This is a genomic window from Microbacterium sp. NPDC055455 (assembly GCF_053619935.1).
On the sequence record NZ_JBSHLB010000002.1, the window covers coordinates 273,558 to 287,285 of the forward strand.

Annotated in this window: 13 protein-coding genes and 1 tRNA gene; 8 read left to right on the top strand and 6 right to left on the bottom strand. The window is 69.7% G+C overall.

Going from position 1 to position 13,728, the window contains the following annotated elements:
* Nucleotides 1-4 precede the first annotated feature (4 nt).
* Nucleotides 5-1,048 (bottom strand): LLM class flavin-dependent oxidoreductase, encoded by a 1,044-nt coding sequence (locus ACWGUG_RS07710; RefSeq protein ID WP_452324352.1) that lies wholly within the window; start codon nt 1,046-1,048, stop codon nt 5-7.
* An 89-nt stretch (nt 1,049-1,137) separates the two neighbouring features.
* Between ACWGUG_RS07710 and ACWGUG_RS07715 the strand changes: the two genes are divergently transcribed.
* Nucleotides 1,138-1,794 carry a phosphoribosyltransferase gene (locus ACWGUG_RS07715; protein ID WP_378880744.1) on the top strand — a complete coding sequence of 219 codons (657 nt, stop codon included), beginning with the start codon at nt 1,138-1,140 and terminating at the stop codon, nt 1,792-1,794.
* Between the two features lie 13 nt (nt 1,795-1,807).
* Here ACWGUG_RS07715 and ACWGUG_RS07720 read toward each other — a convergent pair whose 3' ends face one another.
* Both ACWGUG_RS07720 and polA read right to left on the bottom strand, forming a co-directional pair.
* Complete coding sequence (locus tag ACWGUG_RS07720) at nt 1,808-3,481, bottom strand: DUF885 domain-containing protein (RefSeq protein WP_452324353.1); 1,674 nt, start codon at nt 3,479-3,481, stop codon at nt 1,808-1,810.
* Nucleotides 3,482-3,555: 74 nt separating this feature from the next.
* Nucleotides 3,556-6,213 carry a DNA polymerase I gene (gene polA, locus ACWGUG_RS07725; protein ID WP_452324354.1) on the bottom strand — a complete coding sequence of 886 codons (2,658 nt, stop codon included), beginning with the start codon at nt 6,211-6,213 and terminating at the stop codon, nt 3,556-3,558.
* Nucleotides 6,214-6,292: 79 nt separating this feature from the next.
* Here polA and ACWGUG_RS07730 point away from each other — a divergent pair, with 79 nt between their 5' ends.
* The gene (locus tag ACWGUG_RS07730; protein WP_452324355.1) at nt 6,293-6,724 is read left to right on the top strand and encodes a hotdog fold thioesterase; all 432 of its coding nucleotides are present in this window, start codon (nt 6,293-6,295) and stop codon (nt 6,722-6,724) included.
* 59 nt (nt 6,725-6,783) lie between these two features.
* Here the strand turns inward: ACWGUG_RS07730 and ACWGUG_RS07735 are convergent, their stop codons facing one another.
* Complete coding sequence (locus ACWGUG_RS07735; RefSeq protein WP_336397949.1) at nt 6,784-7,407, bottom strand: ANTAR domain-containing response regulator; 624 nt, start codon at nt 7,405-7,407, stop codon at nt 6,784-6,786.
* A gap of 46 nt (nt 7,408-7,453) precedes the next feature.
* Here ACWGUG_RS07735 and ACWGUG_RS07740 point away from each other — a divergent pair.
* The 5 genes from ACWGUG_RS07740 (at nt 7,454) to ACWGUG_RS07760 (ending at nt 9,998) form a co-directional block, all read left to right on the top strand.
* Nucleotides 7,454-7,536, top strand: a tRNA-Leu gene (locus ACWGUG_RS07740).
* Nucleotides 7,537-7,697: 161 nt separating this feature from the next.
* The gene (locus ACWGUG_RS07745; protein WP_336397950.1) at nt 7,698-8,051 is read left to right on the top strand and encodes a PadR family transcriptional regulator; all 354 of its coding nucleotides are present in this window, start codon (nt 7,698-7,700) and stop codon (nt 8,049-8,051) included.
* A 2-nt stretch (nt 8,052-8,053) separates the two neighbouring features.
* The gene (locus tag ACWGUG_RS07750) at nt 8,054-8,422 is read left to right on the top strand and encodes a DUF1048 domain-containing protein (protein ID WP_452324356.1); all 369 of its coding nucleotides are present in this window, start codon (nt 8,054-8,056) and stop codon (nt 8,420-8,422) included.
* On the top strand, nt 8,419-9,234 hold the full coding sequence (locus tag ACWGUG_RS07755) for an ABC transporter ATP-binding protein (protein ID WP_452324357.1): 816 nt from the start codon (nt 8,419-8,421) through the stop codon (nt 9,232-9,234). Before ACWGUG_RS07750 ends, ACWGUG_RS07755 begins: the two co-directional genes overlap by 4 nt.
* Nucleotides 9,231-9,998 (top strand): ABC transporter permease, encoded by a 768-nt coding sequence (locus tag ACWGUG_RS07760; RefSeq protein ID WP_336397953.1) that lies wholly within the window; start codon nt 9,231-9,233, stop codon nt 9,996-9,998. The genes ACWGUG_RS07755 and ACWGUG_RS07760 overlap by 4 nt, the downstream gene beginning before the upstream one ends.
* Before the next feature lie 73 nt (nt 9,999-10,071).
* Here the strand turns inward: ACWGUG_RS07760 and ACWGUG_RS07765 are convergent, their stop codons facing one another.
* Complete coding sequence (locus ACWGUG_RS07765; protein ID WP_336397954.1) at nt 10,072-10,461, bottom strand: SHOCT domain-containing protein; 390 nt, start codon at nt 10,459-10,461, stop codon at nt 10,072-10,074.
* Nucleotides 10,462-10,607: 146 nt separating this feature from the next.
* Here ACWGUG_RS07765 and ACWGUG_RS07770 point away from each other — a divergent pair, with 146 nt between their 5' ends.
* The gene (locus ACWGUG_RS07770; protein WP_452324358.1) at nt 10,608-12,233 is read left to right on the top strand and encodes a RecQ family ATP-dependent DNA helicase; all 1,626 of its coding nucleotides are present in this window, start codon (nt 10,608-10,610) and stop codon (nt 12,231-12,233) included.
* 6 nt (nt 12,234-12,239) lie between these two features.
* Here ACWGUG_RS07770 and pyk read toward each other — a convergent pair whose 3' ends face one another.
* Nucleotides 12,240-13,688 (bottom strand): pyruvate kinase, encoded by a 1,449-nt coding sequence (pyk, locus tag ACWGUG_RS07775; protein ID WP_336397956.1) that lies wholly within the window; start codon nt 13,686-13,688, stop codon nt 12,240-12,242.
* Between the last annotated feature and the right edge of the window lie 40 nt (nt 13,689-13,728).

Here is a 13,728-nt window from a genome sequence, read left to right on the forward strand (position 1 = left end):
GGGCTCACGACAGCATGTCGCGCACGAGCGGGGCCACCTCGGTGCCGAAGAGCTCGATCGAGCGCATCATCTTCTCGTGCGACAGCGTGCCGGTGGAGAACTTCATGTCGAACCGCGACGCGCCGAGCGTTCGCACCGTGTCGGCGATCTTGCGGGCCACCGTCTCGGGCGAACCGACGTACAGTGCGCCGTCGGGCCCGACATCGTGCTGGAAGCGGAGCCGGTTGTACGTGGGCCAGCCGCGCTCCCGTCCGATCGAGTTGTTCATCGCCTCGAAGCCCTCGTAGGCCTCGTCCCAGGCCTGCTGGTCGGTCTCGGCGATGTGGCCGGGCGAGTGCACGCCCACGGGCAGCTGCGGCTGATCGAACGTCTCGAGCGACCGGCGGTACAGGTCGGCGAACGGCCGGAAGCGGGCGGCGGGGCCGCCGATGATCGCAAGCATGAGCCCGTAGCCGTACCGCGCGGCGCGGACCGCCGACTCGGGCGTGCCGCCGACGCCCACCCACGCCCGGAGCCCGTTCTCGGTCTTCGGGAACACGTCGGCGCCCTCCAGTGGAGCGCGCATCGTGCCGCTCCAGGTGACCGGCTTCTCCGTCAGCAGCTGCGAGAAGAGGTCGAGCTTCTCGTCGAAGAGGGCCTCGTAGTCGCGCAGGTCGAACCCGAACAGCGGGAACGACTCGATGAACGACCCGCGGCCGAGGATCACCTCGGCGCGGCCGTGGGAGACGGCATCGAGCGTGGCGAAGCGCTCGAAGACCCGCACGGGGTCGTCGCTGGAGAGCACGGTGACGGCGGTGCCGAGGTGGATCCGCTCCGTGCGCGCGGCGGCTGCCGCCAGGACGATCTCGGGGCTCGAGATGGCGAACTCCCGGCGGTGGTGCTCCCCCACCCCGAAGAACGACAGTCCGACGCGGTCGGCGAGCACGGCCTGCTCCACGACGTTGCGGATGGTCTGCGCGTCGCTGAGCAGCTCGCCCGACGCATCGCGGGTCACGTCGCCGAACGTGTCCAGTCCGAGCTCGATGGTGGCGGGGTCGACAGAGGTCATTGCGTCTCCTTCTATGCGATTGCATGAACCTTGCCGGTCGGCGCGGCATTCCCGAGACGTGCAGACCGCATGGGCGTAGCGTGTGGGGCATGGCCCTCTTCGCGGATCGACGGGCAGCCGGGCGGGAGCTGGCGGGCGCGCTCAGCCGGTGGCGGGGAACGGATGCCGTCGTGCTCGGCATCGCCCGCGGCGGTGTCGTGGTCGCCGCCGCCGTGGCACAGGAGCTCGGCCTCCCCCTCGACGCCGTCGTGGTGCGCAAGCTCGGGGCGGCCGGCCATGAGGAGTTCGCCGTCGGGGCCATCGCCGAGGGCGTCAGGATCGTCACCCCCGGGGCGGTCCGATGGGCGGGGATGTCCGAGGGCGACGTCGAGCGCGTCGAGGAGGCCGAACGCGAGGAGCTGCAACGGCGGACGGATGCCTACGGCTCGCGTCCGGTCGATCTGACCGGCCGCACGGCGCTCGTCGTGGACGACGGCGTGGCGACGGGCGCGAGCGCGGTCGCCGCCTGCCGGGCGGTCAGGGCGCGCGGCGCGGCGCGCGTGGTCCTCGCGGTGCCCGTCGCGCCGCACCGGTGGCGGGCGCCCGCGGATGCCGTCGACGAGTTCGTGTGCCCGCACCGCGAGGCGGACTTCTGGGCCGTGGGTCAGTACTACGACGACTTCGGCCAGACGACCGACGCCGAGGTCGTCGCCCTGCTCGCCGGCGACGGAGGAGGCTCAGCGACCGGCGCTGAGGACGATCGCTGAGCCTCGTCGCACGTCAGCGGGACAGCGCGGCGCGAAGCGTGTCGAGTCCGACGCCTCCGATGTCGAGCGCCCGCTTGTGGAACTGCTTGATCGAGAACGCGTCGCCCTCGCGCTCGGCCACGTCGTCGCGCAGCTGCTCCCAGATGCGCTGGCCGACCTTGTAGGACGGCGCCTGGCCGGGCCAGCCGAGGTAGCGGTTGACCTCGAACTTCACGAACTCCTCGGGCATGTTGACGTTGCGCAGCATGAAGTCCAGCGCGAAGTCCGCGTCCCACGGTCCCTGCTCGTCGGGGCGCTGCTTCTCGAGGTGCACGCCGATGTCGAGCACCACGCGCGCGGCGCGCATGCGCTGGCCGTCGAGCATGCCCAGCCGGTCCGCCGGGTCGGAGAGGTAGCCCAGCTGCTCCATGAGGCGCTCGGCGTACAGCGCCCATCCCTCGGCGTGGCCCGACGTCCCCGCCAGGAGCCGGCGATACGTGTTGAGCTGCGCGCGGTTGTAGACCGCTTGGGCGATCTGCAGGTGGTGACCGGGGACGCCCTCGTGATAGACCGTCGTGAGCTCGCGCCAGGTGTCGAACTCCTCCACGCCCTCCGGCACCGACCACCACATACGGCCGGGCCGCGAGAAGTCGTCGGTCGGGCCGGTGTAGTAGATCCCGCCTTCCTTCGTCGGCGCGATCATGCACTCCAGCGTGCGGATCGGATCGGGGATGTCGAAGTGGGTCCTGCCCAGCTCGGCGACGGCGCGGTCGCTGGTCTCCTGCATCCACTTCTGGAGCGCATCGGTGCCGTGGAGCTTGCGGCTGGCGTCCTGCTCGAGGAAGGCCACCGCCTCCTCGACGGATGCCCCGGGCTTGATCTCGTTCGCGATCGACTCCTGCTCCGCGACCATGCGGGCCAGCTCCTCGATGCCCCACTCGTACGTCTCGTCGAGATCGACGGTCGCTCCCAGGAACCGGCGGGAGTGCAGCGCGTACAGCTCGCGGCCGACGGCGTCCTTCTCCGTCGCCGCGGGCGCCAGCTCGGCGGTGAGGAACGACGCGAGCTCGTCGTAGGCGACGCGGGCGGCGTTGGCGTTGTCGGCGACCTCGCGCGCGAGCGACGCGGGCAGCTGGCCCTCCGCCGGGGCCGCTTCGGCCGCGAATGTGGCGAAGAAGCCGCCGTCGGCGGTGTAGCGGGCGATCTGCGTCGCGACCTCCACCACCTGGCGGCGGGCCGGCACGACGCCCTGGGCGATGCCCTCGCGCAGCGATGCGACGTAGCCGTCGATGGCGCCGGGCACCGCGCCGAGGCGCGTGGCGACGACGGACCAGTCGTCGGCCGTCGCCGTGGGCATGAGGTCGAACGCCGAGCGGATGTTCTGCGCGTGCGATGCGATGACGTTGAGGTCGCGCAGGTGCCACTTCGCGTCGTGGAGGTCCAGTCCGAGCTGGATCTCGCGCGCGAGGTCGTCCTGGGTGACGGCGTCCACATCATCGGCCGGTGTGGCGGCCTGCAGCGCGGTCAGGGTCTTGCGGCCCTCTTCGACCAGGCGCTCGTGCCCCTGCGGGCTGTAGTCGCCGAACCGGTCGTTGTACTCCGAGCGGCCGATGTACGTCGCGAGCGTCGGTTCGAGCTCGGCGAGGGTGTCGACCCACGCATCTGCGATCTTGTCGATCTGCGTGGGTGTGCGGGTTTCGTCAGTCATGGCTCCGAGCCTAGGGACGAGACGTGGTGCCGCCAAACGGGACTTCGAGTCTCTTCCCCGCGCCCGGCGCAGGCTCAGTGGCCGGCGGCGTTCCAGTCGTCTCCGCGGCCGATCTGCACGTCGAGCGGCACCGAGAGCTGCGCGGCGTCGCCCATGCGCGAGCGGACGATGCGCTCCGCCGCCTCCCACTCCCCCGGCGCCACCTCGATCACGAGCTCGTCGTGGATCTGGAGCAGTACCCGTGAGGTGAGACCCTCGGCGGCGAAGTCGTCGTGGATGTGGAACAGCGCGATCTTCATGATGTCGGCGGCGCTGCCCTGGATGGGCGCGTTGAGCGCCGCCCGTTCGGCGTTCTCGCGCAGCACGCGGTTGGGGCTGGCGAGATCGGGGAACGGGCGACGGCGGCCGAAGATCGTCTCGGTGTACCCGTCGATCCGGGCCTGCTCGACCGACGAGCGCAGGTAGTCGCGCACCGCGCCGAAACGGGCGAAGTACTCCATCATCAGCTGCTTCGCCTCGGCCTGTTCGATGCGCAGCTGCTTGGAGAGCCCGAAGGCGGACAGGCCGTAGACGAGACCGTACGACATCGCCTTGACCTTGGTGCGCATGGCGGGGGTGACGTCCTCGGGCGCGACGCCGAACACCCGGGAGCCCACGAAGCGGTGGGTGTCCTCCCCCGAGTTGAAGGCCTCGATCAGACCGGGGTCCTCCGACAGGTGCGCCATGATGCGCATCTCGATCTGCGAGTAGTCGGCGGTCAGCAGCGTCTCGTATCCCTCGCCCACCGTGAAGGCGGAGCGGATGCGCCTGCTCTCTTCGGTGCGGATCGGGATGTTCTGCAGGTTGGGGTCGGTGCTCGACAGCCGGCCGGTCTGGCTGCCGGTCTGCACGTACGTGGTGTGGATGCGTCCGTCGGCGCCCGCCGAGCGGTCTGCGCCGATCGCCGTGTCGAGCGACTCGATGATCTGGCGCAGCTTCGTCGCCTCGCGGTGCTGGAGCAGCAGGTCCAGGAACGGGTGCGGATTGGTCTCCTGCAGGTCGGCGAGGACCGCGGCGTCCGTGGAGTATCCGGTCTTCGTCTTGCGGGTCTTCGGCAGCTGCAGCTCTTCGAAGAGCACCTCCTGCAGCTGCTTCGGCGAGCCGAGGTTCACCTCGCGGCCGATCGCCGCATACGCCTGCGCGGCCAAGGCGTCGGCGCGCGCGCCGAGCTCTCCGGAGAAGGCCGAGAGGCGCTCGTGCGAGACCGCGACGCCTGCGAGCTCCATGTCGGCGAGCGTGTGCAGGGTCGGAAGCTCGATGTCGGTGAGCACCTTCGTGACGCTCGGGGGCATCTCGGACTGCAGGGCGCGGGCCACGCGCAGCGTGTACCACGACAGCTGCCCGGTGGTCGCGCCCTCCGTCTCGGGTACGAGCTGTGCGGGATCGGACTCGGGCAGTCGCTCGTCGAGGTAGCGGTCGACGAGGTCGGCGAGGTTCTTGTCGGGGAGGCTGGGCCGCTGCAGCCAACCGCCGAGGATGACGTCGAAGACGAGCCCGCCCAGCCGCAGTCCGGCGCGGCGGAGCGCCTTGACCTGCGGCTTGGCGTCGGCGAGGACCTTCGGCTCGTCGGACGTCAGCCAGGGGGTCAACGCCTCCTGCAGCTCGGGCGTCCATGCCGCTTCGGCGGCGGCATCGCTGGTCGCCGCCCCGATGCGCGCCGGCTGCCCGCCCTCGACGACGACCGTCACGCCGACCTCGCTCGTGGTGGCCGCGAGCCAGGCGGCGAAGTCCGTCGGCGAGAGCTCCTGTGCGACGGGGGCGAGCTCGGCCGCTGCCGACGTGACCGCGGCCATCTGCTGCTCGATGCCGGCCAGCTCGGCGACGCGCGGGATGAGCGTCTTGAACTCGAGCCGGGAGAAGATGTCGCGCACCGCCTGGGCGTCCATCGGCTGCACCTCGAGGTCGTCGGGACCGAACGGCAGCTCGACGTCTGTCAGCAGGCGATTGAGGCGCCGGTTGCGGCGCACGTCGTCGAGGTGCTCGCGCAGGTTGCCGCCGACGACGCCCTTGATGGAATCCGCGCCGTCGAGCAGGGCGTCGAGCGAGCCGAACTGGGTCAGCCACTTCACCGCGGTCTTCTCGCCCACCTTCGGAACGCCGGGGAGGTTGTCGCTGGTCTCGCCGACGAGGGCGGCGATGTCGGGATACTGCTCGGGCGGCACGCCGTAGCGCTCGATGACGGCCTCCCGGTCGTAGCGCTTGAGCTGCGAGACGCCCTGCACGTTCGGGTAGAGCAGCGTGATGTCGTCGTTCACCAACTGGATGGTGTCGCGGTCGCCGGAGCAGACGAGGACCTGGAAGCCCTGCGCCGCACCCTGGGTGGCGAGAGTCGCCAGGATGTCGTCGGCTTCGATGTCCTCCTGCGAGAGCGTGCGGATGCTCATCGCCGCCAGGCAGTCCTGCAGGAGCGGGATCTGGCCCTTGAACTCGCTGGGCGTCTCGGAGCGGTTGGCCTTGTACTCGCTGTACTCCCGCGTGCGGAAGGATTGCCGGGACGTGTCGAAGGCGACGGCGAGGTGGGTGGGCTTCTCCGCCTTGATGAGATTGATCAGCATCGCCAGGAATCCGTAGATCCCGTTGGTGTGCTGGCCGTCCTTCGTCGAGAAGTTGTCGACCGGGAGGGCGTAGAAGGCCCGGTACGCCAGCGAATGGCCGTCGACGACGAGAAGGGTAGGCTTTGCGGTGTCCGTCACCCTGCAAGCCTAGCCAGGGGCGGCGACAGTCCCTCCCGCGCGGAACGCCCCTCCCGCCGCCCGAACCGAGAGTCCTGCCATGCCCGAGCACTCCCCCTCCGCCGTCGACGGACTCGCGTGGGCGGCGAATCGCGGCATGGGCGCGCTGGCCGAGAAGATGGGGATCGTCTTCACCGAGTTCTCGGTGGAGCGCGCGGTGGCGACCATGCCCGTCGAGGGCAACACGCAGCCCGTCGGGCTCCTGCACGGCGGTGCGTATGTGGTGCTGGGCGAGTCCCTCGGCTCGATGGCGGCGAACCTCTATGCCGGGCCCGGACGTCTGGCCGTCGGCGTGGACATCAACGCCACGCACACGCGCTCGGCCACGTCCGGGGTCGTCACGGGAGTGTGCACGCCCGTCCACCTCGGGCGCGGCATCACCGTCCACGAGATCGTGGTCACGGACGAGCAGGGGCGCCGCTGCTCGACGGTGCGCATCACGAACCACATCACGCAGCGGCCGCAGCGCTGATCCTCACGCCAAGAGCGGATGCCCCGATCGAGGCATCCGCTCCTGCAAAGCGTGCGCGGTCAGCCCTTCTTCGGCGCGAGCTGCTCGATGATCGCCTTGGCGACGTCCTGCATCGTGAGGCGGCGGTCCATCGACGCCTTCTGGATCCACCGGAAGGCCTCGGGCTCGCTCAGGCCCATCTTCTCGTTGAGGAGGCCCTTGGCGCGATCGACGAGCTTGCGGGTCTCGAAGCGCTCGACCATGTCGGCGACCTCAGCCTCGAGCGTGATGATCTGCTCGTAGCGGGCGAGGGCGATCTCGATGGCGGGAAGCAGGTCGTTCGGCGTGAACGGCTTCACCACGTACGCCAGCGCGCCGGCCTCGCTGGCGCGCTCGACCAGTTCCTTCTGGCTGAAGGCCGTCAGCAGCACCACGGGGGCGATGTGGTTCTTGCTGAGCTTCTCGGCGGCGGAGATGCCGTCGAGCTGCGGCATCTTGACGTCCATGATCACCAGGTCCGGCCGCAGCTCGGTCGCCAGCTGGACGGCCGTCTCGCCGTCGCCTGCCTCGCCGACGACGTCGAACCCGTTGTCGCGGAGGATCTCGACGATGTCGAGGCGGATGAGCGACTCATCCTCCGCGACGACGACACGACGGGGTGTGGAGGCCGTGGGGGCGGCGTTCTGCTCCTGCTCAGTCACCATTGAATCCTACGGTATGGTCAATCGCGGACGCGCGGCATGCCCGCGGGCCGGTGTGGCGGAATGGCAGACGCGACCGACTCAAACTCGGTTGCCCGCAAGGGCGTGTGGGTTCGACTCCCACCACCGGCACCCCATCTGTCGCGGAGAGCGGATGCCTCGGATTCGAGGCATCCGCTCTTCGGCGTTTCCGCCACCCGAGACTTCTCGGTATCCGGTGTTGCTAAGTACTGGTACCTAGTGTTACTTTGTACTGGTAGTCAGCAACACTGAGTAGTCAGAGGAGGCGCGTGATGGGCAAGCAGGAGACCGAGATGCTCAAGGGCACGCTGGAGGGCATCGTGCTCGCGATCCTCTCGGGCCGCCCGGCCTACGGATACGAGATCACCACGTGGCTGCGCGACCAGGGCTTCAGCGACATCGCCGAGGGCACGGTCTACGCCCTGCTCGTGCGGGTCGAGCAGCGCGGTCTCGTCGACGTCGAGAAGGTGCCGTCCGAGAAGGGGCCGCCGCGCAAGGTGTACTCCCTCAACGCGCAGGGGCGCGAACAGCTCACGGAGTTCTGGCGGACGTGGAGCTTCCTCGCAGAGCGCATCGAACAGCTCCACCGCCAGCACGAAGACAACAACAGGAAGGAAGAGGTCTGATCATGGCCGCCAAGTGGTACGAGGTCGTCACCGGCTCGCTCGAGCAGAAGAAGCAGTACAAGCAGTACAAGGCGCGCATCGAGGCCCTGCCGGAGCCCTACCGTGCCGCGGCGAAGGCCGTGGAGCGGTACTTCATGACCGTCGGCGGCATGACCGACGGCGAGTCCATGATCCAGATGCTCAGCGACTCCGCCGACATGTGGGAGCGCGCCGCCGCCGACCACACCCCCGTGCGCGACATCGTGGGCGAGGACCCGTCGGCGTTCGCGCAGGAGTTCACCGCCGCCTATTCGGGCAGGCAGTGGATCGACAAGGAGCGCGAGCGCCTCAACAAGGCGATCGACGACGCAGAGCGAGGAGAGAACCGATGACCGCCGCCACCGTCATCCAGGTCGCCGGCCTGGAGAAGTCGTACAAGGACCTGCACGTGCTGCGAGGCGTCGACTTCGATGTGAAGAAGGGCAGCATCTTCGCCCTTCTCGGCTCCAACGGAGCAGGCAAGACCACCGTCGTGCGAATCCTGTCGACGTTGCTGAAGGCCGACGCCGGCAAGGCCGCGGTCGCCGGCTTCGATGTGGTCGCGCAGTCCCAGAAGGTCCGGGAGACGATCAGCCTCACGGGGCAGTTCGCGGCGGTCGACGAGGTCCTCAGCGGGCGCGAGAACCTGATGCTCATCGCGCAGCTGCGCCACCTGCCCGATCCGGGGGCCGTGGCCGACGACCTCCTCGCGCGCTTCTCGCTCACCGACGCGGGTTCGCGCAAGGTCGCGACCTACTCCGGCGGCATGCGCCGGCGGCTCGACATCGCCATGAGCCTCATCGGCGACCCGCCGGTGATCTTCCTGGACGAGCCCACCACGGGCCTCGACCCGGCGGCCCGCCTGGAGGTGTGGGATGCCGTCAGAGAGCTCGCGCGGGGCGGCACGACCGTCCTGCTCACCACCCAGTACCTCGAAGAGGCCGAGCAGCTCGCGGACCGGATCGCGATCCTCCACAAGGGCCGGATCATCGTCAACGGCTCCCTGAGCGAGCTCAAGCAGCTGCTCCCCGCGGCGAAGGTCGAGTACGTCGAGAAGCAGCCGAGCCTCGAGGACGTCTTCTTCGCCCTGACGGGCGAGGACGGCGCCGCGGAAGCCGGCGAGGCCGGGACCGGCACCGCCACGACACGGAAGGAAGGGCGATGACCTCTCACGCCATCGGCGACACCGCCGTACTCACCGGTCGGTCGCTGCGCCACATCCTGCGCAGCCCCGACACCATCATCACCACGGCGGTCACACCGATCGCCCTGATGCTGCTGTTCGTCTACGTCTTCGGCGGCGCGATCGACACCGGTGCCGACCGCGGGTCGTACATCGACTACATGCTGCCCGGCATCCTGCTCATCACCATCGCCTCGGGCATCGCATACACCGCCTATCGGCTGTTCCTCGACATGAAGAGCGGCATCTTCGAGCGGTTCCAGTCGCTGCCGATCTCGCGGTCGGGGGTGCTGTGGGCGCACGTGCTGACGTCGCTCGTGTCGATCGTCGTCTCGCTCGCGATCGTCATCGGCGTCGCGCTGCTCATGGGCTTCCGCACCGGGGCGAGCCTCGGCGCCTGGCTCGGCGTGGCGGGCATGCTCGTGCTGTTCACCCTGGCGCTCACGTGGCTCGCGGTGATCCCCGGACTGACCGCGAAGACCGTCGACGGCGCGAGCGCGTTCTCGTACCCGCTGATCTTCCTGCCGTTCATCAGCTCGGCCTTCGTGCCGACCGAGAGCATGCCGGCCCCGGTGCAGTGGTTCGCCGAGAACCAACCGGTGACGTCGATCGTCGACTCGATGCGGGCACTGTTCGCCGGCGAGCCCGTGGGCAGCGAGATCTGGGTCGCGATGGCGTGGCTCGTGGGCATCCTCGTCGTCGCCTACGTCGCGTCGATGGCGATCTACCGTCGCAAGATCAGCTGACGCGCGCTCCGGCCCGAGAGCAGATGAGCGGATGCCTCGACCCCGAGGCATCCGCTCTTCTGCTGCGCCGGCGCTAGGCGCCGAAGTACTGGTTGCCCAGGGCCTTGCTCTTGAGGGCGTCGAACTCGCCCTGCGTGATGATGCCGGCATCGAGGAGCTCCTTCGCCTTGGCGATGTCCTCGGCGGGGCTGGTGGAGGCGGCCGGACGGTAGTCGTCCGCTTCGGCCACCACTCCCCCGCGCGCGGCCTGGGCGCGCTCCGCCATGCCCTTCCCGCGGGCGATCACGTAGATCAGCGCAGTGAGGAAAGGCACGAACACCAGGAGGATGATCCACAGCGCCTTCATCCAGCCGTTGAGCTTGTCGTCACGGAACAGGTCCGTGATGATCACGATCACCACGTAGAGGTAGGCGATGAAGTAGAAGCTCCAGAGCAGGAACCAGATGAAGTCGTTGAAGAACATGGCGTCCCCTGTCGGCGAGATGTGGTGGCGATAGCGTAGCGTCCGGCCGTGCCGGGACCTATGGGCGCGCCGGGCGTGTCAACCCCGCGGGGCGGATTCACGCGGGATGCGAGGATGGCCACTCCGTCACGAGGGAGAGGACCCGGATGCCCGACACGGCCATCGCCCGGGCGGCGCGCGAGATCTTCGGCTGGACGACGCTGCGCGCCGGGCAGTCCGAGGCGATCGACGCGCTGGTCGCCGGGCGCGACGCCATCGTGGTCCTGCCCACCGGCGCCGGGAAGTCCGCCGTCTACCAGCTCGCGGGCGCACTGCGCGACGGTCTCACCGTCGTGGTGTCCCCGCTCATCGCCCTGCAGGACGACCAGGTCGCGCAGCTGTCGTCCGCACCGCGCGCCGCGCGCGGGGCGGTCCTCAACTCGACGCTCGGCGAGCGTGCGACCGCCGAGCTGTGGGACGAGCTCCGGTCGGGCGCCGTGGGATATCTGTTCCTCACGCCGGAGCAGCTGTCGAAGGACGACGTCGTGGCCGCGCTCCGCGACGTCGGAGTCGCGCTGCTGGCCGTCGACGAAGCGCACTGCGTGGCCAGCTGGGGCCACGACTTCCGGCCTGACTACCTGCGGCTGGGCGCGGTGCGCGAGAGGCTCGGCGCTCCCCCGGTGGTCGCGCTCACCGCCACGGGTGCCGAGCCGGTGCGGGTCGAGGTCGCCGAACGGCTGCGGCTCGTCGACCCCGCCGTCGTCGTGCACGGGGTGGACCGCCCGAACATCGACCTGACCGTGCGCCGAGCCGTCACCGCCGACGAGAAGCGCGCCGCCGTCATCGCACACGTGTCGGCGATGACGGGATCGGGACTCCTCTACACCGCGACGAGGCGCGAGGCCGAGGAGTACGCGGCGACGATCGCCGAGGCGGGCTCCCGCGTCCGCGTCTACCACGCCGGCCTGTCGCGGTCCGAGCGCGAGGAGACCCACCGGGCCTTCCTCGCGGACGAGGTCGACCTGGTCGTCGCCACCAACGCGTTCGGGATGGGCATCGACAAGCCCGACGTGCGCTTCGTGACGCACGCATCGGTGCCCGAGTCGCTCGACGCGTACTACCAGGAGATCGGCCGTGCGGGCAGGGACGGCGACGCGGCGGACGCCACGCTCTTCTACCGCCAGGAGGACCTCGGCATCCGCACCTACTTCGTCTCGCGCAGCGTCGACCTCGACGAGCTCGCCGCGGCGTACTCCGCCGTGGCGAAGGCCGACGGACCGCTCCCGACGAAGGCGCTGGCGGCGGCCGTCGATGCGCCGCCCCGCAGGGTCACGCACCTGATCAACCTGCTCGTCGAAGGCGGGGTGGTTCGCGTCGGCCGCCGCGGGGCGGTGGCGGCGGCATCCGTCAGCTCGTCCGAAGCAGCGGCCCGCGCCGCGGAGGCGTCGGAGCGTCGCGAGCGGATCGAGCAGTCGCGGCTGGACGTGATGCGGCGCTACGCGGAGACGCGCGACTGCCGCCGACGCGCCCTCCTGCGCTACTTCGGCGAGGAACTCGACGCGCGCTGCGGCAGCTGCGACACGTGCCGTGCCGGCACCGCGGTGGACGCGGCGACGGACGAGGCCGGGGCGCCGTTCCCCTCCGGCGCGGAGGTCGAGCACACCGAGTGGGGCCGGGGAGCGGTCTCGGCGGTGGAGGGCGACCGTCTCACCGTGTTCTTCGAGGGACACGGCTACAAGACGCTCGCCCTCGACACCGTCATCGAGAACGACCTGCTCAGCCGCGTGGGCTGAGTCCGGTCAGTCGCGCGTCTTGTAGATCGGCGCCTTGCCGTGCACCGCGTCGCCCACCTTGTGGATGCGGATGTCGTTCGTCGAGCCGATGATCCCGGGAGGCGATCCCGAGATCACGACGACCTTGTCGCCGACCTTCGCCAGGTCGTTCGACAGCAGGTAGTCGTCGACCTGGATGAACATCAGGTCGGTGTGCGCGACGTGCTCGACGAGTGTCGACTGCACGCCCCACGTGATGGCCATGCGGCGGCGGATCGCCGGCTCGGGGGCGAACCCGATCATGGGGATGCGCGGGCGCAGGCGCGACATGCGCCGGGCCGTGTCGCCGGACTCCGTGAAGATGCACAGGAACTTGGCCTCGACGAACTCGGCCACCTCGTTGGCGGCGAGCGTGATGGCTCCGCCCTGGGTGCGCGGCTTCGTCGTGAGCGGCAGGATGCGCTCGAGGCCGTGCTCCTCGGTCGAGCCGATGATGCGCGCCATGGTCTCGACGGTCACCACCGGGTAGTCGCCGACGCTGGTCTCGCCCGACAGCATCACGGCGTCGGCGCCGTCGAGGACGGCGTTGGCGACGTCGGAGGCCTCGGCGCGGGTGGGCACCGGGGAGTGCGTCATCGACTCGAGCATCTGCGTCGCGACGATGACGGGCTTGGCCATGCGGCGGCAGAGCTCCACCGCGCGCTTCTGCACGATCGGCACCGCCTCCAGCGGCAGCTCGACGGCCAGGTCGCCGCGGGCCACCATGATGCCGTCGAACGCGTCGATGATCTCTTCGAGGTTGTCGACCGCCTGCGGCTTCTCGATCTTGGCGATGACCGGGACGTGCCGGCTCTCCTCGGCCATGATCACGTGCACGCGCTGCACGTCCTTGGCGTCGCGGACGAACGACAGCGCGATGAGGTCGGCGCCGGCGCGGAGGCCCCAGCGCAGATCCGCCTCGTCCTTCTCGGACAGGGCCGGGACGTTGACGGCGACACCGGGGAGGTTGATGCCCTTGTTGTTGGACACCGCGCCGCCCACGACGACCTCGGTGGTCACGACCGTGCCGTCGGTCTCGAGGACCTTCACGCGCACCTTGCCGTCGTCGATGAGGAGGAAGTCGCCGGCCTTGACGTCGTTCGGGAGGCCCTTGAACGTCGTCCCGACGATCTCCTTCGTGCCGAGGATGTCCTCGGTGGTGATCTTGAAGATGTCGCCGACGGCGAGCTCGTGGGGACCGTTCTCGAACTTGCCGAGTCGGATCTTCGGGCCCTGCAGGTCGACGAGGATCGCGACGGCGCGGCCGGCGTCCTCCGCGGCCTTGCGCACGTTGGCGAAATTGTTGTCGTGGACCGAGTAGTCCCCGTGGCTCAGGTTGAAGCGGGCGACGTCCACACCGGCATCGATGATCGCACGGACCATCTCATACGTGGATGTGGCCGGACCCAGGGTGGCGACGATCTTCGCGCGTCTCATCCGTGGTATCTCCGGGTTGGGGTGGATTGGCGAATGCCTC